Consider the following 22,211-nt stretch of genomic DNA (forward strand, 5'->3'; position numbering starts at 1 on the left):
GCCTCTCGGGTGCCGTCGTGACCGGTGTGGCGCGTGGTGCGACGTACGCGGGCCCGGACCAGCACGCCGGTGCGCCCTGCCGCAGGGGGCGTGAACGGCGTACGGGTGGTGGTGAATGGGTGAGCGGGCCGGTGAACGGGTGAACGGTGCGCGGGCGTCCGGGGGCGTCCCGGACGAACCTCGCGCACCGGTTGCGCAGTTGGACGAAACGGGCCCGCCACCACGCGGATTGGCCGATTCGGCACCGGGCGTCAGCGCTCTTGGCTAGCCTCTTACCCCCGTGAGGGTTGCCCTCGTCCGTCGCCGGGCAGACAGTGGGGCAAGCCCGCTGCCCGGTCGGCGACAAAGGGGTTACGACGTGAGCGAGTGGCTCATCTACCGAGGCACCGGCGCCCCCCACGAAGGCATGGAGAGACTGCCGGCACCGCCTCCGTGGCGAGAATTCGACGGCGGTCCACCGGTGCCTCCGCCGGCCGCGCTGGAGCCCTCCTCCGAGCGCAGACTCGGCCAGCGGCGCCGCGAGGCCAGCCACCACCGGCCCAGCACCCGCGAGTGCGAGATGGTCAACGCCGCGCTCTACCTGCGCCGCCCGCTGCTCGTCACCGGGCAGGCAGGCAGCGGCAAGAGCACGCTCGCGCATTCCGTGGCGTACGAGCTGGGCCTCGGCCGGGTCCTGACCTGGCCCATCGTCAGCCGCAGCACCCTGCGCGACGGCCTGTACGCCTACGACGCCATCGGCCGCCTCCAGGACGCCCAGCTCGACCGCGCCGCCCGCCGGGCCGACAGCGCCGGCTCCCCGGGCACGGAGGGTGCCGCCGAGGAGCCCGGCGGCGGCATCGGGCGCTACATCCGCCTCGGGCCGCTGGGCACCGCGCTGCTGCCCTCCGCGCGCCCGCGCGTGCTGCTCGTCGACGAGCTGGACAAGAGCGACATCGACCTGCCGAACGACCTCCTCCACGTGCTGGAGGAGGGCGAGTTCACGATCCCCGAGCTGGAGCGGATCGCCGACCGTGCGCCGGTCGTCGAGGTGCTCAGCGACGACGGTACGAAAGTGCCCGTGCGCGGCGGCCGGGTCCGCTGCGGCGCCTTCCCGTTCATCGTGCTCACCAGCAACGGCGAGCGCGAGTTCCCGGCGCCGCTGCGCCGCCGCTGCATCGAGCTGCAACTGCCGGTGCCGGACCGGGCGCGGCTGACGGGGATGGTCCGGGCGCACTTCCCCGAGGGCGACGACGAGCGGTTCACGGAGCTGATCGACCGCTTCCTGGCCGCGGGCCCCGGCGACGTACGGGCCGTGGATCAACTGCTGAACGCCATCGAGCTGACCCGGCAGGCCGATTGGGACCAGGCGGACGGCTCCGCCCGGCGCGTGACCGAGGAGCTGATGCGGCCCATCAACAGGCCGCGGTGAGCACGATGGCCGGGCGCGGGGCTGCTGCGGGCGGGCAGGGGAAGGCCGAGGAGCTGGTGGGCCGGCTCCTGGCGGCCGGTCTGCCGCCGGACGCCCGCGGCCTCGCCGACGTCCTGTGGTTCGCGGAGGAGCTCGCGCGCAGCGCGGAGGCGGCCGGCGGCGCCGAGGCGCGCGCCGACGCGCCGGGGCCGGCGAACCGCATGAAATCAGCCACTTTTCCCGAAGCCGCCGACGCTGCAGAGGACCCCGGTTCCGCGCCCGCCGAGGGCGACGGCACCGACGGGACGGGCGCGGGGGCGCAGGCCGCGCCCGAGCGGCGCGTGGGACTGGCGGCCGGGCCGGGACTGCTGCCGCGTACGCCCGTGCCCGACGCCGTGGACACCCCCGCCTACCGGCAGGTCGGCCGCGTCGGCGTGCCGGAGCCCGCGGCGCTGCCCGCCCTGGTGCCCCTGCAGCGCGCGCTGCGCCCGCTGCGGCGCTACCAGCCGCGGGTCGCGGCCGTGGCGCCCGGCGAACTGGACGAGGAGGAGACCGCGGAGCTGAGCGCGCGGGCCGACCTGGTCATCCCCGTGCTGCGGACGCCCCGGCGGCGCGCCACCCTCCAACTGCTCATGGACGCCTCGCCCGCCATGGAGGTGTGGAGCCGGCTGCTGGAGGACCTGCGTACGGTCGCCGAGCGCTCCGGTGCGTTCCGTGACGTCACCGTGCACCGCCTGCATCCGCTGCCGGACGGCGGCGTCGGCTGCACGGGCGAGGCGGGGCGGCCTTCGATGCTCCAGGACGCCGGCCAGTTGCACGACCCCGGCGGGCGCCGGCTGACGCTCGTGCTCAGCGACTGCGCGGGCCCGATGTGGCACGACGGCCGGATGCAGCGGATGCTGCACGGCTGGCTCGGCACCGCCCCCGTCGCCGTCGTCCAGCCGCTGCCGCACCGGCGGTGGCGGGAGATGCCGTTCGCCGCGCTGCCCGGGCTCCTCGTCCGGCACCCGGGACCGTACCCGACGCTGGAGTTCCGCCCCGGCACCCGCGGCGACGTGCCCCCGGCCGGCGCCCGCGCGCTGCCCGTGCTCGCGCCCGAGCCCGCCGCCGTCGGCACCTGGGCCCGGCTGCTGGCCGCCGGCGAGGGGCTGTCGCTGCCCGGCGCCGCCGGCTGGGTGCGCCGCGACCACACCGCCGCCCCGGCCGCGGTGGCCCGCCCCGCGGACGTACGCCCCGATCCGGCGGCCACGCTCGCCGCGTTCGACGCGACGGCCTCGCCCGCGGCCCGGCTGCTGGCCATCCACCTGGCCGCCGTGCCGCTCGTCCTGCCTGTCATCCGGCTGGTGCAGCGCGCGCTGTTCCCCGACACCGGGCCCGCGGAGACCGCCGAGATCCTCCTCAGCGAGCTGGTCGTGGCGCGCGACCCGGCGCGTGGAGCGGGGCGTGAGCCGGCGCGCGAACCCGTGGGCGACGACCCGTGGTTCGACTTCCGCCCCGGCGTGCGCGAACTGCTGCTGCGCCGGCTCAGCCACGGCGAGGCGGCGCTCGTGCTCAAGCACTGCTCGCTCTACATCGAGCGGACCTTCGGGCAGGGCGCGCGCAACTTCCCCGCCGTCGCGGTCGCGTACCTCTCCGGCGAGGACCGCGAGCCCGACCTCGGCGGCGCCAAGGTCCCCGACCAGTTCGCGCGCGTCTCCGAGCAGGTGCTGCGCGCCTTCCAGCCCGCCTACCGCGGCCCGGCCGCGGCCGGCGGCGCGGAGCTGCTGCGGCAGTACGAGGAGACCCGCAGCGTCCGCGACCTGCTGGACGCCGTACGGGCCCTGCGCCGCGCCGTCGTCGAGGACCGCGACACCGCGCAGCAGGGGCTGCTGGCCCGGGCGCTGCTACTGCACTGGCAGCGGCTGCGCGAGCCGGACGCGCTGGCGGAGGCCGAGGAGTGGGCCCGTAGCGCCCTGGCCGCGGACGGCCCGGGAGCGCCGGCAGGCGGAGGCGTGCCGGCGGCGGGGGCGCCGCCGCTGCGCGAGCGGCTCACGTACGCCGAGGTGATGTGGGAGGTGGCCCGCGAGCGCGTGGCCGACGGCGAGCACGAACAGGCCGTCGCGGCGCTCCGCGCCTCCGCCGCCCAACTGCGCGACAGCCGCGCCCTGGCCACCACCCACGCCGCCCGGCGCGAGCGCGGCGGCCTCCTCGCCGAGGTGCTGCGCCGGCTGCACTCCCTCACCGGCGACGGCGCGGCGCTGCACGAGGCCGAGGAGACGATAGACGAGCTGCTGGCCGGCTGGCCCGACGAAGAGCTGGTGCCCGCGCGGCTCTTCCTCGCCCGCGGCCGGGTCACCCTGGGCCGCGCCCAGGCGGAGCACACGGTGGACGAGACCCGGGCGTACGGGCTGCGCGCCGCGGCCGATCTGCGTACCGGCGTCGACCTGCTGCGCATGGAGGGCGGCCCGGAGCTGCGGCGCCAGGAGTGCGAGGCGCTGCTCGACCTGGCGGAGGCGAACACCACCGCGGCCGGCGACGCGGGCGCCGCCCGCGCGCTCGCCGCGCTCGACCGCGCCGGGCGGCTGGCCGCCGCGCTCGACGACTACCGGCTCCAGGCCGAGAGCCTGCGCCGCAAGGCCCGGGTGCGGATCGCGGAGTTCACCCGCGGCGGCGCCGCCGAGCTGCTGGTCGAGGCCGACGGCTGGCTGACGGACGCGCTGGCGCTGCTGCCGCCCGGCGCGGCGCTCTACGGCGAGGTCCTGACCGAGCACGGCGAGCTGCTGCTGCGCCGCGGCCGGCTGGCGCCGGAGGACGCCGGGCTGCGCGGCCGGGCGGTGCCGGTGCTGCGCGAGGTGCTGGCCGAGACGCCGCAGCGCCATCCGGACCTGCCGCGGCGGCAGTTGCTCTTCGGCCGGGCCCTGCGCCTGCGCTACGAGGCGTCCGGCACCCGCACCGACCTGTACGAGGCGGAGTGGGTGCTCGACCGGGCCGCGCGGGAGGACGACGCGCCCGCACGGGTGCGGGCGCAGGCGTGGCTGGAGCTGGGTGACGTGCAGCTCCTCATCGACATAAGGACCGAGTTCCGGCAGCGGCAGGAGCGGGCGGCGGACTGCTACCGGCGCGCGGCGCTGCTGGCCGAGGAGGCCGGCGACGCGGCGGAAGCCGCCCGCGCGCACCACCGGCGCGGGCAGATGCTGGAGCCGACCGCGGGGCGCGCGGTGGCGCTCAGGGCGTACCGGGACGCCTGGGAGCAGTGGAGCCGCGCGGAGCAGACGGAGAGCGAGGGGGCGCTGGTGACCCGTGAGCAGATCCGCGCCCTCGAAGCCGGCGGCTGACCCGCCTCCGTTTTGCTGCACGACTGTTCGGGGAAGGACTCTCACACCCTTCCGGAGGAGAACAGCGTGGAGAACCCCCTGTCGGCGAAGCCGGACGGGATACCGTCAGCCGCAGGCTCGGCCGTCCGTCTGCCCGACTTCAGCGACGTCGACGTGTACGCGGTGGCCGCCCGAGGCGAGCCGCCGGTACTCGCGGGAGCCGTCGCCCACCTGCTCCGCAACTGGCCTTCCGACAACGATGCCGGGGCCTGCTTCGAGAACGGGCCCCCCGACGCCGGCCAGCCCGTTACCGGCGGCAACTGAGCCGCCGGCCGACCACATCAGGGCGCACGCTCCGGCCGACACCACCTCAAGCCCGCCGACGAAGCCGGGCGGCCGGATTGCGGCAGATTCCGTACAGAAACAGTCAGTTGGGCTTCTGTCTGGTTTCACCCATGTGACTTGTGCGCCATGCATTCAGGGGCGGTGGTTCGTCACCGCCCGGACTCGGGGGAGCCGGGGAGCCGCATGGACTACGGAGATACGGGCGCGGAGGAGGCGCCCTGGCCCGGTCGGCTGCTGGACATCGACCGGCTGCGCGCCGCCGGGGTTCCGGCGGTGCCGTTCCGGCAGTTCATCCTGAAGGTGCACAGCCGGTGCAACCTCTCCTGCACCTACTGCTACGTCTACCACGGCGCCGACAGCGGCTGGCGCGGCCGGCCCGCCATGATGCCGGAGGCGACCGCCCGCCGCACCGCCCAGCGCATCGCGGAGCACGTACGCACCCACAAGCTGAAACGTATCCGCGTCGAGCTGCACGGCGGCGAACCCCTGCTCGCGGGCGCCGCCTCGCTGGTCCGGCAGACGACGACGGTGCGCGCGGCGCTGCCGGCCGGATGCGCCGTCGTCGCCGGCGTGCAGACCAACGGCACGCTGCTCACCGAGTCCGCGCTGGAGACGCTCGCCGCCGGCGGCATCCGCGTCGGCCTCAGCGCCGACGGCGGTACGCCCGAGCTGAACAGCCGCCGCGTCGACCACGCCGGGCGGCCCGCCTGGCCCGCCCTGGAGCGGGCGGCCCGGCTCCTGCGCCGGCATCCCGAGAGCTACGGCGGCATCCTGTGCACGGTCGACGTCACCGCCTCCCCGCGCGCGGTGCTGGACTCGTTGTGCGCCCTGGAGCCGCCGGTCATCGACTTTCTGCTTCCGCACGCCAACTGGTCGGCGCCGCCCGCCCCGGTGCCGGGCCGCGGCCCCACCCCGTACGGCGACTGGCTCTGCGAGGTCTTCGACCTGTGGTGGAACCTGCCCCGGCCGTCGCCCCGGGTGCGGATGTTCACCGAGATCCTCGGGCTGCTGCTGGGCCGGCCGAGCGGCACCGAGTCCGTGGGCCTCTCGCCGGTCACGGCGCTCGTGGTCGAGACCGACGGCGCCATCGAGCAGATCGACTCGCTCAAGTCCGTATACGAGGACGCGGCCGGCACCGGTCTCGACGTCTTCCGCAACTCCTTCGACGAGGCGCTCAACCACCCGGGCATCGCCGCCCGGCAACTGGGCCTGCGGGCGCTGTCCGCGCAGTGCCGGAGCTGCGCGGTCGTCGGGGTGTGCGGCGGGGGCAACTACGCGCACCGCTTCCGGGCCGGCGAGGGGTTCCGCAACCCCTCCGTGTACTGCGCCGATCTGGAGCGGCTCATCAGGCACGTCGCCCAGCGTCTGGCGGCCGCGGTCGAGGGGCAGCGGAAGGTGACGGCGGGCCCGCCGTGCGTGAGCTGACGGGCCACCAGATGGGGTACTGTGCCACGAGGACGGCCTGCCTCGGCACGGGAGGGAGACGGTCGTATGGCCAAGCCCATCAGCATCAGTTACGCGGGCTTCAACCGGCCCTGGGCGGCCTGGATCGCCCATCAGCTGGAGTTGCTCGGACAGCCCACCTCGATGCTGCGCTGGAGTCCGGAGGCCGGGCGCCCCCTCACCGACGAGCTGGCGGGGTTATTGGCGGCGCCCGACCGCATCCTGCTCGTGCTCGACGACTGGTTCTTCGGCCTCGGCCCGCGCGGCGAGGACGAGTGGAACGAAGCGCTGCGGACGATCATCCCCCAGCACGGGCACCGGTTCGCCGCCGCCAGCGTGGCCACCGACATGCCGGTCGCCGCCGCGGCACTGGCGCCCGTGGACCTCCGCGATCTCGGCACCGTCGAAGCCCGGCGCCGCGTCCTCACCCGGCTCGGCATCGACCCGGACGCGCCGGTGCGCCCCGACCGCGAGCCCGAGCGTGCCCCGCGGTTCCCCAACGACCCGCCCGTGGTCTTCAACACCCCCCGCCGCAACTACCGCTTCACCGGCCGCGACGACATCCTGGAACAGCTCCACGGCACGCTCTCCGCCGCCGGCCAGGGCGCCAGGATCGCGCTGTCCGGCATCTCCGGCGTCGGCAAGAGCCAGATCGCCGTCGAGTACACCCACCGGTTCGGCAACGACTACGACGTCGTCTGGTTCGTCAACGCCAGCTACCGCATGACCGCCCGCGAGCAGCTCGCCGACCTCTCCGTACGGCTGAACCTCCCGGTCGGCAGCAACATCGGCGACCGGCTCCGCCGGGTCCGCGACGCACTGCGCTCCGGCCGCCCGTACCGCCGCTGGCTGGTGGTCTTCGACAGCGCCGACGAGATGGAGCTGATCGACGACATCATCCCCGAGGGCGACGGGCACGTGCTCATCACGACCCGCACCCGGGACTGGGCCGTCAGCGGCGGCGCCGAGGAGATCGAGGTCCCGCACTTCACCCGGGCGGAGAGCACCGCCTTCGCGCGCCGCCGCGCCCCCCGGCTCACCGAGACCGAGGCGGACGGACTGGCCGAGGCCGTCCAGGACCTGCCGCTGGTGCTGAGCCAGACGGCGGCGTGGCTCGACTCCAGCACGATGGCCCCGGCCGACTACATCGAGCTGCTGCGCGAGAAGGAGCCCGGCAAGTTCGGCATCAGCATCGGCTCCGACTACCCCATGGGCTTCCTGACGAGCTGGTCGATAACGCTGAACGGGATGCGCGAGAAGACGCCGGCCGCGGCGGCGATGCTCAACCTCTTCGCGTGCTTCTCCCCGGACAGCATTCCGGTGTCCCGCATCGTCGAGCGCAGCGACCAGTTGCCGAGCCATCTGGCGGAGCTGGCCGGCGATCCCATCAGCTGGCACTCCGCCCTGCGCCGCCTGTCGGAATCCACCGCGGTGACGATCGACTACCTCACCGAGCCTTCGCCGGAGACCGAGGTCGAAAAGGTTCAAATGCACCGTCTCTACCACCGCTTCCTGCGGAGTGATCTCCCCGAGGACGAGCGGGAGGCGATGTCGGCGACCGCCTGCCGGATCCTCGCGGCGGCCGACCCCCGCCGTCCCACGGACACGCGGGAGTGGGCGAGGTATGCCGAGCTGCTGCCGCATCTGGAGCCGGCCGGCGCGATGGAGAGCGCCGACCCCGCGGTGCAGGAGCTGGTCCTGCACTGCATCAACTACCTGCTCCAGCGCGGCGAGTACCGCGCCGCGCTGAAGATGTGCGAGCTGACGCTCGCCCCGTGGACCATCCGGCTCGAACCCACGCACCGCTCGATGATCACGCTCGTGCACTCGCACGCCGAGGCGCTGCGCAACCTCGGGCGCTACCGCGAGTCCGAGGCCGTCGGCCGCCGGCTGGTGGACGTGCTCAGCCCGGTCCGCGACGTGGAGGACCCCGACCTGCTGTCCGCCAGGAACGGCCTCGGCGGCGCGCTGCTGGGCCTGGGCGAGTACCAGACGGCGCGTGAGATCTTCGACGACGTCCGGCAGAAGTACGCCGGCCTCCTCGGCGCCGACCATCCCCGCACCATGTCGCTGCGGAGCAACCTCGCCTCCGCCCTCGCCCTGCTCGGCCGGTACGAGGACGCGCTGGAGATCTACCGCGTCCTGCTGGTCGAGCGGGAGCGGCGGCTCCGCACGCGCCACCACCAGACGATGGCCTCCGGCACCCGCTACGCCTGGATGCTCCGCCTCCTCGGCCACTACGAGGAGGCCCACTCCCGGCAGCAGCGCAACGCCGCGCTGCACCGCCAGATCATGGGCGAGCACAACCCGCAGACGCTGCGCGCCGAGCACAACCTCGCGCTCTGCCTGCGCCGCCTCGGCAAGCTCGCCGAGGCCGACCGCGCCATGGAGTCCGTGGTCGAGCGCTTCACCCAGGTCCAGGGCCCCCGGCACCCGGAGACCCTGATGGTCGAGGCCGACTACGCCACCTTCCTGCGCGAGCACCGCGACCTGCACCGGGCCCGGGAGCTGGCCGAGTCCGTCAACCGGCGGTACGAGGCGATGCTCGGCGAGCAGCACCCGTACACCGCCGGCACCCTCGGCAACGTCGGGCTGGCCCTCTGGCCCACCGGCGACTGGCAGGAGGCCTCCGAGATCGCCGAGCTGGCGCTCACCCGGATGACCGCCGCCGTCGGCCCCGCGCACCCGTGGACGCTGGGCTGCGCGCTGAACGCGGCCGCCGCCCGCAACCGGCTCGACGCCCCGGACCACGCCGAGGAGCTGAGCCGGCAGACGGTCGACACCGTCAAGGAGGTCCTCGGCGCCCGGCACCCCATGGCGCTGTCGGCGATGATGGCGCTCGCGGACGACCTGCGGTCGCTGCGCCGCTCGCAGGAGGCGAAGAAGGTGGAGCGGGAGGCGATGCAGAACCTCAGCGACACGCTCGGCGTCGACCACCCGCACACCCTGGCGTCGCGCCGCCGGGAGCGCCCGTACTGGGACTTCGAGCCGCAGCCCACGTAGGACAGGGAGTACCGGCCCGCTCAGCGCAGGAAGTCCAGCAGCAGGCGGGTCATCTCCTCGGGACGCTCCTCGAAGATCCAGTGGCCGCTGTCCGCGACGACCTCGCCCCTGACGTCGGTCGCGTACCGGCGTACCTGGTCGGATACGGCCTGGCCGAGGCTCTGCTCGGCGCCGACGGCGAGCACCGGCATGGACAGTGGCCGTTCGGCGAAGGCGCGGTTGTCGGCCACGTCCTGGGCCAGGGTCCTGAACCACTCGAAGCTGGCCCGCAGATGGTCCGGGTCCGCGAGGTGCCGGGCGTACTCACGTACGGCGCCGGGGTCGGCGGCCCGTTCGTGGCGGACCGCCATCGCGCCGATGAACCTCTCCACCCACACCTGCTCACGGCCCTGGACCATCGCTTCCGGCAGTCCGTTGGCAAGGCTGAAGAACCCGAAGTTCCACAGGCCGGGTCCGGCCGGGGTGAGCGACGGGAACTCGTAGATGCCCGGGTCGGGGATCGGCGCCTCACTCAGCACCAGTGCGGCCACGCCGTCGCGGTACTGCGCCGCGTAGGCGTAGGCCACCATGCTGCCGATGTCATGACCGACCAGCCTGATCTCCTGCTCCAGGCCGAGGTCGGTGAGGAGGGCACGCAGGTCCTGGGCCATCGTCCTCTTGTCGTAGCCGTCCGATGGCGCACTCGAACCTCCCGCGCCACGCAACGACGGCACGATCACGGTGAAGTGTTCCGCGAGCCCGGGGATGACCGCCCGGTACTCGTACCAGGTCTGGGGGTAGCCGTGGAGCAGCACCAGCGTCGGTCCGTCGCCGGACCGCACGTACTCGACGACCTCTCCGTTCACGTGCGCTTCGCGGGGCGAAAAGGGGGCCATGGGGCGAACGTACGCGGGCCCGCAGGCACCGCCGCTGCCGCCGGGCGCGTGGCCCGGCGGATTGGTCCGCTCGTGTGACCTGCCGGGGTTCCCGCATCCGCCCTGCGCGTGGGGTGCAAGCAGGCGGATCCGGGCAGACGAGAAGGGCCCCGCGCAGCGCGCGCGGGGCCCTTCTGCGCGGTGGTACGGACCGGGGCCGCCCGGCCCGTACCACCGCGGGGACTCAGAGGTCGAAGACCTCGGCCATCAACTGGGCGTGCTCCGCCTGGTGGCGCTTGGCCGAGCCGACCGCCGGGGACGACGACGACGGGCGCGAGACCCGGCGCAGCCGGTCGGCGTTCGGCACCGGGCCGGAGCCGATGATCAGGTCCAGGTGGTCGACCAGGTTGAGCGCGATGAACGGCCACGCCCCCTGGTTGGCCGGCTCCTCCTGGGCCCAGACGAACGTCGAAGCGCCGCTGTAGCGCGCCAGCTCCGCCTGGATCTCCGCGCCGGGCAGCGGGTACAGCCGCTCCAGCCGGACGATCGCGGTGTCCTGGGCGCCGCGCTTCTGCCGCTCGGCGTCGAGGTCGTAGTAGACCTTGCCGGAGCAGAAGACGACCTTGCGGACCGCCGCCGGCTCGACCGAGTCGTCGCCGATGACCGGCCGGAAGCCGCCGGAGGTGAACTCGTCCGTCCGCGACGCCGCCGCCTTCATCCGCAGCATGGACTTCGGGGTGAAGACCACCAGCGGCTTGTGGTGCGGGTTGTGGACCTGCCAGCGCAGCAGGTGGAAGTAGTTCGACGGCAGGGTGGGCATCGCGACGGTCATGTTGTTCTGCGCGGAGAGCTGCAGGAACCGCTCGATACGGGCCGAGGAGTGGTCCGGGCCCTGGCCCTCGTAGCCGTGCGGCAGCAGCAGCACGACGCCGGAGGACTGGCCCCACTTCTGCTCGGCGGAGGAGATGAACTCGTCGACGACGGTCTGGGCGCCGTTGACGAAGTCGCCGAACTGCGCCTCCCAGAGCACCAGGGAGTCCGGGCGGGCCAGCGAGTAGCCGTACTCGAAGCCCATCGCCGCGTACTCGCTGAGCAGCGAGTCGTAGACGTTGTAGCGGGCCTGGTCGGGGGCGAGGTAGTTGAGCGGGGTGTAGTCCTCGCCGGTCTTCTGGTCGACGAGCACCGCGTGCCGCTGGCCGAACGTGCCGCGGCGGGAGTCCTGGCCGGCGAGCCGGACCGGGGTGCCCTCCATCAGCAGCGAGCCGAACGCCAGCGTCTCGCCCATGCCCCAGTCGATCGTGTTGTCCTCGACCATCGACACCCGGCGCTGCAACTGCGGCAGCAGCCGCGGGTGCACCGACACCTGGTCGGGGAGGCTGACCTGGGAGTCGGCGATCCGCTTGACGACCTCCTCGGAGACGGCCGTCTCCACGGCGACCGGGAAGCCGGGCAGCGCGTGCGGCGGCACCTCGGCCGGCGCGGGCGTCTCGGTGGCGTCCCGTACCTCGGTGAAGACCTTCTCCAACTGGCCCTGGAAGTCCTGCAGCGCCTGCTCGGCCTCTTCCATGGTGATGTCGCCGCGGCCGATGAGCGACTCGGTGTAGAGCTTGCGCACCGAGCGCTTCTTGTCGATCAGCTCGACCATCTGCGGGTTGGTGAACTGCGGGTTGTCGCCCTCGTTGTGCCCGCGGCGGCGGTAGCAGATGAGGTCGATGACCACGTCCTTGTTGAACGCCTGGCGGTACTCGAAGGCCAGCCGCGCGACGCGCACGACGGCCTCGGGGTCGTCGCCGTTGACGTGGAAGATCGGCGCCTCGATCATGCGGGCCACGTCCGTGGCGTACATCGACGAACGCGCGGACTCCGGCGGGGCGGTGAAGCCGACCTGGTTGTTGATGACGACGTGCACGGTGCCGCCGCAGCGGTAGCCGCGCAGCTGCGACATGTTGAGCGTCTCGGCCACCACACCCTGGCCGGCGAACGCGGCGTCGCCGTGGAGCGCGAGCGGCAGCACGGTGAAGTCGGTGCCGCCCTTGCCGATGATGTCCTGCTTGGCGCGGACCACGCCTTCCAGGACCGGGTCGACGGCCTCCAGGTGGGACGGGTTGGCGGTGAGCGAGACCTTGATCTGCTCGCCGTCCAGGCCGGTGAACGTGCCCTCCGTGCCCAGGTGGTACTTCACGTCGCCGGAGCCGTGCATCGACTTCGGGTCGAGGTTGCCCTCGAACTCGCGGAAGATCTGCGCGTACGACTTGCCGACGATGTTCGCCAGCACGTTGAGCCGGCCGCGGTGCGCCATGCCGATGACCACCTCGTCGAGGCGGGACTCGGCGGCGGCGTCGATGACCGCGTCCAGCAGCGGGATGACGGACTCGCCGCCCTCCAGCGAGAAGCGCTTCTGGCCGACGTACTTCGTCTGCAGGAACGTCTCGAACGCCTCCGCGGCGTTCAGCCGCCGCAGGATGCGCAGTTGCTCCTCGCGCTCCGGGGTGTCATGCGGGCGCTCCACGCGCTCCTGGATCCACTTGCGCTCCTTCGGATCCTGGATGTGCATGTACTCGATGCCGGTGGTGCGGCAGTACGAGTCCCGCAGTACGCCGAGGATGTCGCGCAGCTTCATCATCGACTTGCCGGCGAAGCCGCCGACGGCGAACTCCCGCTCCAGGTCCCAGAGCGTCAGGCCGTGCTCGGTGACGTCGAGGTCGGGGTGCTTGCGCTGCTTGTACTCCAGCGGGTCGGTGTCGGCCATGACGTGGCCGCGGACCCGGTAGGAGTGGATCAGGTCGAAGACCCGGGCGGCCTTGGTGACGTCGTCGTCGTGGCTGGCGTCGATGTCGCGGAGCCAGCGCACGGGCTCGTACGGGATGCGCAGGGACTTGAAGACCTCGTCGTAGAAGTCGTTCTCGCCCAGCAGCAACTGGTGCATGATCCGCAGGAACTCGCCGGAGGCGGCGCCCTGGATCACGCGGTGGTCGTACGTCGAGGTGAGCGTCATGACCTTGGAGACGCCCAGCTTGTTGAGCGTGTCCTGGGAGGTGCCCTGGAACTCGGCGGGGTAGTCCATCGCGCCGACGCCGAGGATCATGGACTGGCCGGGCATCAGCCGGGGCACGGAGTGCACGGTGCCGATGCCGCCGGGGTTGGTGAGCGAGCACGTCACCCCGGTGAAGTCGTCCATGGTGAGCTTGTTGGACCGGGCGCGGCGGACGATGTCCTCGTACGCCTGCCAGAACTCGAAGAAGTTGAGCGTCTCGGCCTTCCTGATGGCCGCGACGACGAGCTGGCGGTCGCCGTTGGGCTTCACCAGGTCGATGGCGAGGCCGAGGTTGACGTGCTCGGGCTTGACCAGGGTGGGCTTGCCGTCCTTCTCCGCGAAGGAGTGGTTCATCGACGGCATCAGCTTCATCGCCTGGACCATCGCGTACCCGATGAGGTGCGTGAAGGAGACCTTCCCGCCGCGGGCGCGCTTCAGGTGGTTGTTGATGACGATGCGGTTGTCGAAGAGGAGCTTCACCGGGACCGCGCGGACCGAGGTGGCCGTCGGCAGCTCCAGGGAGGCGTTCATGTTCTTGGCGACGGCGGCGGCGGGGCCCCGGAGGGTGACCAGCTCGGGGCCCTCGGGCGCGGCGGCGGGCGCCGGGGTGGCGGGCTTCGCCGGCTTGGCCGCGGGCTCGGCGGCCGGCTTCGCGGGCGCGGCGGCCGCGGGCCTGGCCGGCGGCCGGGCCACGGGCCGGCCGTCGACGGCCGGCGGCGCGGCGGGCGCGGGGGCCTGCTGCGGCGGCGCGGCGGGGGCCTGGGCCGGAGCCGCTTGGGCCGCAGGAGCCGCCTGGGCGGGGGCCGGGGGTGCGGCGGGCGGGGGCTGCGCCGTCTGCGTCGCCGCCCCCTGGTTCCCGCCGGCGGTGCCCGGCTTGTAGTCGGCGAAGAAGTCCCACCAGGCCCGGTCCACCGAGTTGGGGTCCTGGAGGTACTGCTGGTAGATCTCGTCGACGAGCCACTCGTTGGGACCGAAGGCGGCAGCAGGGTCCCGGCCCTGGCTGGGCTCTTCGGTACGGACGCTCGACGAGCTGCTCTTAGGGGACTGTGACGACACGGCGGCAACCGCCCTCTTCCGCTTCACAAGGTGATGGACAGCGGAAAACAAGGCTACGCCCCTGGAGCAGGAACGTGCAGGCCGCACCCGCCGGAGGTCGCGTAAGTCACAATGCGAACGTGGTTTGGGCCCCGGATTTGGCGGGAAATACTGGAAGTTTGCCTGCGTGCGGCATGGGGGCATCGAGGTGCTGGCGCCGCGTCCCGTCCTCGTACCGGGCCGTTCACCGGCTGCTCCGCCGCCGTTGCGGATCCGTTACCGCGCCCGGCCAAGGTCAAGTGTAGGTCAAGTGCCGAACGAGCGTTAACCCGGAAGAGTGAGCTTGATGCGGCAGCCACGGGGTGATTCGGCCACCCCGATCCGGCCGCCGTGCAGATCCACCGCCCACCGCGCGATGGCCAGCCCCAGCCCCGTGCCGCCGCCGTCCGCCCCGTGGCCGCCGAGCACCCCGTTCTCCCGGCCGCGGTTGAAGCGTTCGAAGACCCGGTGCCGCTCGGCCGCGGGGATGCCCGGGCCCTCGTCGAGCACCTCCACCTCCAGCGCGTCCGGCTGCGCCCCGGCGCGGGCGCGCACGGTGACCCGGCCGCCGGGCGGGCTGTGCTTCACGGCGTTGTCGATCAGGTTCGCCATCACCTGGTGCAGCCGCTCCGGGTCGGCCCGTACGGACAGCTCCGGCGGCGAGACGTCCAGGTGCAGCCGGACGTCGCCCCGCCCGCGGGGGCCGGGGAGGTCGCCGTCCCCCTCCGGCGCGCCCGCCGTGCCGTGCGCGCCGGTGCCGAAGTGCGCCTCCTTCAGCACGGCCGCGAGATACGGCTCCACCGCGAACCGCCGCAGCCGCAGCGGCACCACCCCGCTGTCGATCCGCGACAGGTCCAGCAACTGCTCCACCAGCCGGCCCAGCCGCTCCGTCTGGCGCAGCGCGGTGCGCATCGTGTCCGGATCGGCCTCGGAGACGCCGTCGACCACGTTCTCCAGCACCGCGCGCAGCGCGGCGATCGGGGTGCGCAGCTCGTGCGAGACGTTGGCGACCAGCTCCTTGCGGTGCCGGTCGACGGACTGCAGGTCGGCCGCCATCCGGTTGAACGTCTGCGCCAGCTCGCCGAACTCGTCCCGGCGGCGGGTCGCCAGCCGGGCGGTGTAGTCGCCGTGCGCCATGGCCCGGGTGACCGCGGTCATCTGCACCAGCGGCGACGTCAGCCGCTGGCCCACGAACTGGGTGATCAGCAGCGAGGCGATGAGCGAGAAGACCGTGATGAGCCGGACCTCGGTGGAGGAGCGGATCGCCACCCACACCAGCCCGGTGGCGATCACGACCGAGCCGATGACCAGCGCGCCCAGCGCCGCGTTCACCGACCGCACCGGGTCCAGCGGGCGCAGCGCGTCCCACACCCGGCGCCAGAAGCCCGGCTCCCCGCCGCCGTCCGGCACCGTCATGTGACGGGGGTCTCCAGCGCGTACCCCACGCCGTGCACCGTACGGATCCGCTCCGCGCCTATCTTGCGGCGCAGCGCCTTGATGTGGCTGTCGACCGTCCGCGTCCCCGACGCGTCCTCCCACTCCCAGACCTCCACCAGGAGCTGCTCGCGGGAGAGCACCGCCCGCGGCTGGTTGGCCAGGCACGCCAGCAGCTCGAACTCCGTCGGCGTCAGATGCACGTCGTCCCCGCCGACCCGCACCCGCCGCTCGGTGTGGTCGATCTCCAGCTCGCCCAGGCGCAGCGTGTCGTCCCGCGCCGCGCCCGCCGCCAGCGTGGCCCGCTCCACGCGGCGCAGCAGCACGTGCACCCGCGCGGCCAGCTCGCGCATGGAGAAGGGCTTGGTCATGTAGTCGTCGGCGCCGACGCCGAGGCCGACGAGCATGTCCGTCTCGTCGTCGCGCGCGGTCAGCATCAGCACCGGCACGAGCCGCTGGGCCTGCACCCGGCGGCACACCTCCAGCCCGTCGAAGCCGGGCAGCATCACGTCGAGTACGAGCAGGTCGGGCGCCCACTCCGCGGCGGTCGCCACCGCGGCCGGGCCGTCCCCTGCCGTACGCACCTGGAAGCCCTCGGCGCGCAGCCGCGCCGATATCGCCTGCCCGATGGTCGGGTCGTCCTCCACGACCAGCACCCTGCGCTGGGCACCGGGCGTCACTGCGGCCGCGTGGTCGGCGCGGCCGTTCAGGCCCTGTCTGTCTGCCATGTGTTCGTGGCCCTCGCCGTCTCTTCCCCGTAGGCCCTCCGGTTCAGCTAGCAGCGTATGGGGAGGTGACACGCCTCGGCTACGGAACGGAGAGCCCCCGCCCGGGGTTCCCTACGCGCCGCCCACCCCGCGGTCCGGCTCGCCGCCCGGCTCGTCCTCCACCTCGCCGTCCGGCGGGCGGACGGCGAGGTGGACGGCGTCGGGGGCGCCGCGGCGTACCGGGATCTCCTCGGTGCGTACGGCCGTGAAGCCGGCGGTGCGGAGGGCGGCCTCGAAGGCGGGAGAGGGGCGGGCCGACCAGACGGCGAGGACGCCGCCGGGGGTGAGGCGGTCCCGGCAGGCGGCGAGGCCGGCGGGTGCGTACAGGCCGGAGTTGCCCTCGGTGACGGTCCAGTCGGGTCCGTTGTCGATGTCCAGGCAGACCGCGTCGTAGCGGTAGGAGGCGGTGGCGAGGTGGTCGAGGAGGTCGGCCTCGACGAGTGAGACGCGACGGTCGGCGAGGGCCGCGCCGCTGAGGTGCGCGAGGGGCGGGGCCCCGGACTCCGGGCCGGCCGCGGGCACCCGGCCGGCAGTGGACCCGGTGTGCCACTCGATGACCGCCGGCTCGTGCTCGACCACCGTGATCCGCCCCCAGCGCGGGTCCGCCGCCGCCTCGGCGAGCGAGAAGCCCACGCCGAGACCGCCGATCAGCACCGCGGGCGCCGCCGCCGCCGGGTCCAGCGCCCCGGCCGCGGCCCGGATCAGCAGCCGCTCGGAGCGGCCGTCGAAGGTGTCCATGAGGAAGACGCCGTTCGCGATGATCTCGTGGTGCGGACCGCGCCGGCGGAGCACGACCTCCCCGTACGGGCCGGACCTGCGGTCGAGCGTCACCGCGCCCGCCGCGTCGTTCTCGCTGCTCATGGCCCCCATCCTGCCCGATCGCTGACAGCGAACAGACCGCCGGGAACATCCCGGCGCCCCTCCGGGTTGAGCGCATGTAACTCAACTTGCATGCCGAAGGGGAGATCAATGGCTACTGAGTCCGGTTCCAGCACGCCGCTGGCCCTGCCCGTCCTGCCGCTCGATGACGAGGTCGTGCTCCCCGGCATGGTCGTGCCGCTCGACCTCTCCGACGGCGAGGTGCGGGCCGCGGTCGAGGCCGCCCAGGCCGCGGCGCGCGGCAGCGGACGCAAACCCCGGGTCCTGCTCGTCCCGCGGGTCGACGGCACCTACGTGGGCACCGGTGTCCTCGGCCGCGTCGAGCAGGTCGGCCGCCTCGCCGACGGCGACCCCGGTGCGCTGATCCGCGGCGTCGCCCGGATCCGTATCGGCGCCGGCACCACCGGCCCCGGGGCCGCGCTGTGGGTGGAGGGCACCGAGATCGAGGAATCCGTCCCCGACCCCGTCCCCGGCGCCGTCACCGAACTGACGAAGGAGTACAAGGCGGTCGCGACCGACTGGCTGCGCAAGCGCGGCGCCTGGCAGGTCGTCGACCGCGTGCAGCAGATCGACGACGTCGGCCAGCTCGCCGACAACTCCGGATACTCGCCGTTCCTCACCATCGAGCAGCGCGTGGAACTGCTGGAGACCGCCGACCCGGTGGCCCGCCTCAAGCTCGCCACCCAGTGGCTGAAGGAGCACCTGGCGGAGCAGGACGTCGCCGAATCCATCGCCAAGGACGTCCAGGAGGGCGTCGACAAGCAGCAGCGCGAGTTCCTGCTGCGGCGCCAGCTCGAAGCCGTGCGCAAGGAACTGCGCGAGCTGAACGGCGAGCCCGAGGGCGAGGAGTCCGACGACTACCGCGCCCGCGTCGAGGCCGCCGACCTGCCCGAGAAGGTCCGCGAAGCGGCCCTGAAGGAAGTCGGCAAGCTGGAGCGCAGCTCCGACGCCTCGCCCGAGGGCGGCTGGATCAGGACGTGGCTCGACACCGTCCTGGAGATGCCGTGGAGCGAGCGTACCCAGGACGCGTACGACATCACCGGCGCCAAGGAGATCCTGGACGCCGACCACGCGGGCCTGGAGGACGTCAAGGAACGCATCACCGAGTACCTGGCGGTGCGCAAGCGCCGCGCGGACCGGGGCCTGGGCCTCGTCGGCGGCCGCCGCGGCGGCGCCGTGCTCGCGCTCGTCGGCCCGCCCGGCGTCGGCAAGACGTCCCTGGGCGAGTCCGTGGCGCGGGCCATGGGCCGCACGTTCGTCCGGGTCGCCCTCGGCGGCGTCCGCGACGAGGCGGAGATCCGCGGCCACCGGCGCACGTACGTCGGCGCGCTGCCCGGCCGCGTCGTCCGCGCCATCAAGGAGGCCGGCTCGATGAACCCGGTCGTCCTCCTCGACGAGATCGACAAGGTCGGCTCCGACTTCCGCGGCGACCCGGCCGCGGCCCTGCTCGAAGTCCTGGACCCGGCGCAGAACCACACGTTCCGCGACCACTACCTGGAAGTCGAGCTGGACCTGTCCGACGTCGTCTTCCTGGCCACCGCGAACGTCCTCGAAGCCATCCCCGAGGCGCTGCTGGACCGGATGGAACTGGTCCGCCTCGACGGCTACACCGAGGACGAGAAGGTCACCATCGCCCGCGACCACCTGCTGCCCCGGCAACTGGAGCGCGCGGGCCTGGAGGCCGGCGAGGTCGCCGTCGACGACGACGCGCTGCGGAAGCTGGCGGGCGAGTACACCCGCGAGGCGGGCGTACGGAACCTGGAACGCGCCCTCGCCCGGCTGCTCCGCAAGATCGCGGCGCAGCACGAACTGGGCGACGCGAAGCTGCCGTACACGGTCGGCGTCGACGCGCTCCGCCCGCTCATCGGACGGCCGCACCACACCCCGGAGTCCGCCACCGACCCCGCGGAGCGCCGCACGGCGGTCCCGGGCGTGGCGACGGGCCTGGCGGTGACGGGCGCGGGCGGCGACGTCCTCTACATCGAGGCGTCGCTGGCCGACCCCGAGTCGGGCGCGTCGGGCCTGACCCTGACGGGCCAGCTCGGCGACGTGATGAAGGAGTCGGCGCACATCGCGCTCTCCTTCCTGCGCTCGCGCGGCGCGGAGCTGGAACTGCCGGTGGCCGACCTGAAGGACCGGGGCATCCACCTGCACGTGCCGGCGGGCGCGGTCCCGAAGGACGGCCCGAGCGCGGGCATCACGATGACGACGGCGCTGGCGTCGCTGCTGAGCGGCCGGCAGGTGCGCACGGACGTGGCGATGACCGGTGAGGTGTCGCTGACGGGCCGGGTGCTGCCGATCGGCGGCGTGAAGCAGAAGCTGCTGGCGGCGCACCGGGCGGGGGTCACCACGGTGATCATCCCGAAGCGGAACGAGCCCGACCTGGACGACGTCCCGGCGGAGGTGCTGGAGAAGCTGGAGGTCCACCCGGTCTCCGACGTCCGCCACGTCCTGGACCTGGCCCTGACCCCGGCCGCCGCCACGGCCCAGCCGGAGGTCCCGGTGGCGGCCTGAGGCTCGGCCAGCCTGTCCGCTACCCCCCGCCCCTAGGCACGGCCCCTCCCGACCACCCACCCGGGAGGGGCCGTTCGGCGTGCTGTGGCGAAGGCGGAGGAAGCGCTCGAAGCGGCCGGTGCGGAGCCGGTCCGCTACGTTGTCACGGGCAGGGTGGCCTTCCAGACGTACCGAGAACTGTTCAAGGGAAAACGGCCTCCCGATCGGCGTTGTCCACCAAACCTGAGAAGGGCGTGCCTTCTTGACGACACCAGAACCCGGCCCCCTCCACTGCGGGGCGTACTGGGGCGCACGGCAGGAGAGCGCGGAGCAGGTCATCGCGCGTATCGGCGAGACCATGCGGGCGTTGGGCGACGTTCATCCGGCGCTCGGATCCTGGTGGTGGGAAGACCGCACGGAGCCCGTCGATCCCGGCTCGCCATGGTTCCGTGACACGGTCATCGCGGCCCGGCGTGGACACTCCGACGACGCGTCAGCGGAGGGCATCGGCTACTCCATCGGCTTCCACAGCAAGCAGTACCCCGACTATCACAGTGGACCCGGCCCGGACGGCATGTCGAAGCTGAGATTTCGGGCAGGCGAGAGTGCGATCCCGCGTCTGGGGAACGCGGTGTCCCTCCCGCTGCCCTTGCCGGCGGACGCTCCGAGCGGGCTCTACGACGACCGTGGCCTCCGCTATGCGGTCCATCGGCTTGCCCGGATCTGGCTGCCGGAACATGCGTTGTGTGCAACCCGTGCGCAACGCGACGCCCAGGGCGACCGGATGAAGGTCAGTCCCAAGGTCGGGTGGATCACCTACCTCGGGCCCCCGTACATCGACGGCATCGAGCGCGCCGAACTCCCCCACGGCGTCCAGGCCGCCGCGCGTGCCGGCGGCGCGTTGCTCTGGTTTCCGCTCCCCGTCGCGGACGTCACGCCCGGCATGGTGGCCGATCTGCGGGAGGCTCTCGTGGACGCCGGGTGTCTGCCCGCCGGGAACGGGTGACCGCCGGTCTCTCCGGAGGAGCAGCTCCGGAGGGACCGGCGGGGGTCGAGGGGCGGGTCAGCCGTTGGCCAGGGCCTGGAGCCGGTCGTAGGCGCCGTTGAACTTGTTGTGGTCGCCCACCGTCGGGCCCGTCGAGGTGTACTGCCAGAAGGTGTAGAAGCCCCAGCCCGCCGGCAGCGTCCCCGGCGAGGAGGCGTAACGGGCGATCCACAGCGGGTGGTTGCCCGCGTAGCCGCTGTAGTTGCCCGTGCACTGGGTCCACCAGTTGGTGTTCGTGTAGATCACCGCGTACCGGCCCGTGCGCTCGCGGTAGCGCGTCAGGAAGGAGCTGATCCAGCTCCGCATCGACGCCTGGCTGAGGCCGTAGCACGTGGCGCCGTAGGGGTTGTACTCGATGTCCAGCACACCCGGCAGCGTCTTGCCGTCGCGGGACCAGCCGCCGCCGTTGCTCGCGAAGTAGTCGGCCTGGGCGGCACCGCTCGCGCCGTTCGGGAGGGCGAAGTGGTACGCGCCGCGGATCATCCCGACGTTGTACGAGCCGTTGTACTGCTGGGTGAAGTACGGGTTCTTGTAGCTCGTGCCCTCGGTGGCCTTGACGTACGCGAAGCGGTTGCCGGCGTTCCAGAGCGTGGACCAGTTGACGTTGCCCTGGTGGCTGGAGACGTCGACGCCCTCGACGGTCGCCAGCGGGCCCGCCTCCTGGCCGGCCGCGCCGGCCGACCCCGCGGGGGCGCCGGTGCCTTCGTGGAGGCGGATGCCGGCGCCCATGTACGCCTCGCCGCGCTCCAGGTCGCGGGGGTTGGGGTTGAGCCGGTCGCCCGCCGCGGCGGCGGGGCTCGTCAGGCCGGCGACGAGGGAGAGCGAGGTGGCCGCGACGGCGGTGGCGGCGGCGAGGGAGCGGCGCCCGATGCGCCGGCGGGTGCGGACTGCGGATGACATGCGTTCCTCCGGGTGTGGGGGTTCCTCGGTGGTGCCGGTTTTGCCGGTGGTACCGGTGGTGCCGTGGTTCCGGTAAGCCGTGATTCCGGTGGTGCCGGTAGGCGGAGGGGCGGAGGTGCCGGGCGTGTGGTGCGGCCGGCTCTGGGGTGTGGCGGGAGCGGCGGGGCGGCAGTGGCCCGTCCTCGTACGCCTGCGGGGCCTGGGCCCGGCCCTTGGTGTGGCCATGTCACTACGTGCTGCGCCGAAGGTAAGCGCTGTGC

The 22,211-nt window shown here is 73.3% G+C and carries 12 protein-coding genes and 1 pseudogene; 7 read left to right on the forward strand and 6 right to left on the reverse strand.

Annotation, left to right across the window (positions count from 1 at the left end; genetic code table 11):
- Window positions 1-358: 358 nt before the first annotated feature.
- The 5 genes from DMB38_RS24905 to fxsT all read left to right on the forward strand — a co-directional run bounded on the left by DMB38_RS24905 (window position 359) and on the right by fxsT (window position 9,471).
- Window positions 359-1,408 (forward strand): MoxR family ATPase, encoded by a 1,050-nt coding sequence (locus DMB38_RS24905; protein WP_125937022.1) that lies wholly within the window; start codon window positions 359-361, stop codon window positions 1,406-1,408.
- Between the two features lie 5 nt (window positions 1,409-1,413).
- A complete protein-coding gene (locus DMB38_RS24910) occupies window positions 1,414-4,701 on the forward strand; it encodes an SAV_2336 N-terminal domain-related protein (RefSeq protein WP_240662742.1) in 3,288 nt (1,095 codons plus the stop codon).
- Between the two features lie 66 nt (window positions 4,702-4,767).
- Window positions 4,768-5,004, forward strand: coding sequence for a hypothetical protein (locus DMB38_RS24915; protein WP_125937023.1), 237 nt, complete (start codon window positions 4,768-4,770; stop codon window positions 5,002-5,004).
- 204 nt (window positions 5,005-5,208) lie between these two features.
- Entirely contained in the window at window positions 5,209-6,450 is a 1,242-nt protein-coding gene (locus DMB38_RS24920) for an FxsB family cyclophane-forming radical SAM/SPASM peptide maturase (RefSeq protein WP_125937024.1), read from the forward strand.
- Window positions 6,451-6,516: 66 nt separating this feature from the next.
- The gene (gene fxsT / locus DMB38_RS24925; protein ID WP_125937025.1) at window positions 6,517-9,471 is read left to right on the forward strand and encodes an FxSxx-COOH system tetratricopeptide repeat protein; all 2,955 of its coding nucleotides are present in this window, start codon (window positions 6,517-6,519) and stop codon (window positions 9,469-9,471) included.
- A gap of 20 nt (window positions 9,472-9,491) precedes the next feature.
- On the opposite strand, the gene DMB38_RS24930 is transcribed toward fxsT, so the two are convergent.
- The 5 genes and pseudogenes from DMB38_RS24930 to DMB38_RS24950 form a co-directional block, all read right to left on the reverse strand.
- Window positions 9,492-10,346, reverse strand: coding sequence for an alpha/beta hydrolase (locus DMB38_RS24930; RefSeq protein WP_125937026.1), 855 nt, complete (start codon window positions 10,344-10,346; stop codon window positions 9,492-9,494).
- 223 nt (window positions 10,347-10,569) lie between these two features.
- Window positions 10,570-14,289: pseudogene (locus tag DMB38_RS24935) on the reverse strand (multifunctional oxoglutarate decarboxylase/oxoglutarate dehydrogenase thiamine pyrophosphate-binding subunit/dihydrolipoyllysine-residue succinyltransferase subunit); the annotation flags it as partial.
- Between the two features lie 429 nt (window positions 14,290-14,718).
- Window positions 14,719-15,849 carry a HAMP domain-containing sensor histidine kinase gene (locus DMB38_RS24940; protein WP_125937027.1) on the reverse strand — a complete coding sequence of 377 codons (1,131 nt, stop codon included), beginning with the start codon at window positions 15,847-15,849 and terminating at the stop codon, window positions 14,719-14,721.
- Window positions 15,846-16,595, reverse strand: a complete 750-nt coding sequence (locus tag DMB38_RS24945; protein ID WP_047018007.1) for a response regulator transcription factor — start codon at window positions 16,593-16,595, stop codon at window positions 15,846-15,848. The genes DMB38_RS24940 and DMB38_RS24945 overlap by 4 nt, the downstream gene beginning before the upstream one ends.
- A 111-nt stretch (window positions 16,596-16,706) precedes the next feature.
- Window positions 16,707-17,495: a spermidine synthase gene (locus tag DMB38_RS24950; RefSeq protein WP_125937028.1), complete on the reverse strand. Its 789-nt coding sequence runs from the start codon at window positions 17,493-17,495 to the stop codon at window positions 16,707-16,709.
- Window positions 17,496-17,603: 108 nt separating this feature from the next.
- On the opposite strand from DMB38_RS24950, the gene lon reads away from it, so the two are divergent.
- Both lon and DMB38_RS24960 read left to right on the forward strand, forming a co-directional pair.
- Window positions 17,604-20,027 (forward strand): endopeptidase La, encoded by a 2,424-nt coding sequence (gene lon, locus DMB38_RS24955; RefSeq protein ID WP_125937029.1) that lies wholly within the window; start codon window positions 17,604-17,606, stop codon window positions 20,025-20,027.
- 241 nt (window positions 20,028-20,268) lie between these two features.
- Complete coding sequence (locus DMB38_RS24960; RefSeq protein WP_125937030.1) at window positions 20,269-21,012, forward strand: hypothetical protein; 744 nt, start codon at window positions 20,269-20,271, stop codon at window positions 21,010-21,012.
- Window positions 21,013-21,069: 57 nt separating this feature from the next.
- Here DMB38_RS24960 and DMB38_RS24965 read toward each other — a convergent pair whose 3' ends face one another.
- Window positions 21,070-21,951: a lysozyme gene (locus DMB38_RS24965; RefSeq protein ID WP_047018013.1), complete on the reverse strand. Its 882-nt coding sequence runs from the start codon at window positions 21,949-21,951 to the stop codon at window positions 21,070-21,072.
- Window positions 21,952-22,211: the final 260 nt, after the last annotated feature.

This window comes from Streptomyces sp. WAC 06738 (assembly GCF_003945505.1).
GTDB lineage: Bacteria > Actinomycetota > Actinomycetes > Streptomycetales > Streptomycetaceae > Streptomyces.

Excerpts from the sequence above, each read along its gene's own strand:
- DMB38_RS24910 (WP_240662742.1), top strand. The coding sequence starts at position 1,414 with ATGGCCGGGCGCGGGGCTGCTGCGGGCGGGCAGGGGAAGGCCGAGGAG.
- DMB38_RS24945 (WP_047018007.1), bottom strand. The coding sequence starts at position 16,595 with ATGGCAGACAGACAGGGCCTGAACGGCCGCGCCGACCACGCGGCCGCA.
- fxsT (WP_125937025.1), top strand. The coding sequence starts at position 6,517 with ATGGCCAAGCCCATCAGCATCAGTTACGCGGGCTTCAACCGGCCCTGG.
- DMB38_RS24965 (WP_047018013.1), bottom strand. The coding sequence starts at position 21,951 with ATGTCATCCGCAGTCCGCACCCGCCGGCGCATCGGGCGCCGCTCCCTC.
- DMB38_RS24940 (WP_125937027.1), bottom strand. The coding sequence starts at position 15,849 with ATGACGGTGCCGGACGGCGGCGGGGAGCCGGGCTTCTGGCGCCGGGTG.
- DMB38_RS24920 (WP_125937024.1), top strand. The coding sequence starts at position 5,209 with ATGGACTACGGAGATACGGGCGCGGAGGAGGCGCCCTGGCCCGGTCGG.
- lon (WP_125937029.1), top strand. The coding sequence starts at position 17,604 with ATGGCTACTGAGTCCGGTTCCAGCACGCCGCTGGCCCTGCCCGTCCTG.
- DMB38_RS24930 (WP_125937026.1), bottom strand. The coding sequence starts at position 10,346 with ATGGCCCCCTTTTCGCCCCGCGAAGCGCACGTGAACGGAGAGGTCGTC.
- DMB38_RS24950 (WP_125937028.1), bottom strand. The coding sequence starts at position 17,495 with ATGAGCAGCGAGAACGACGCGGCGGGCGCGGTGACGCTCGACCGCAGG.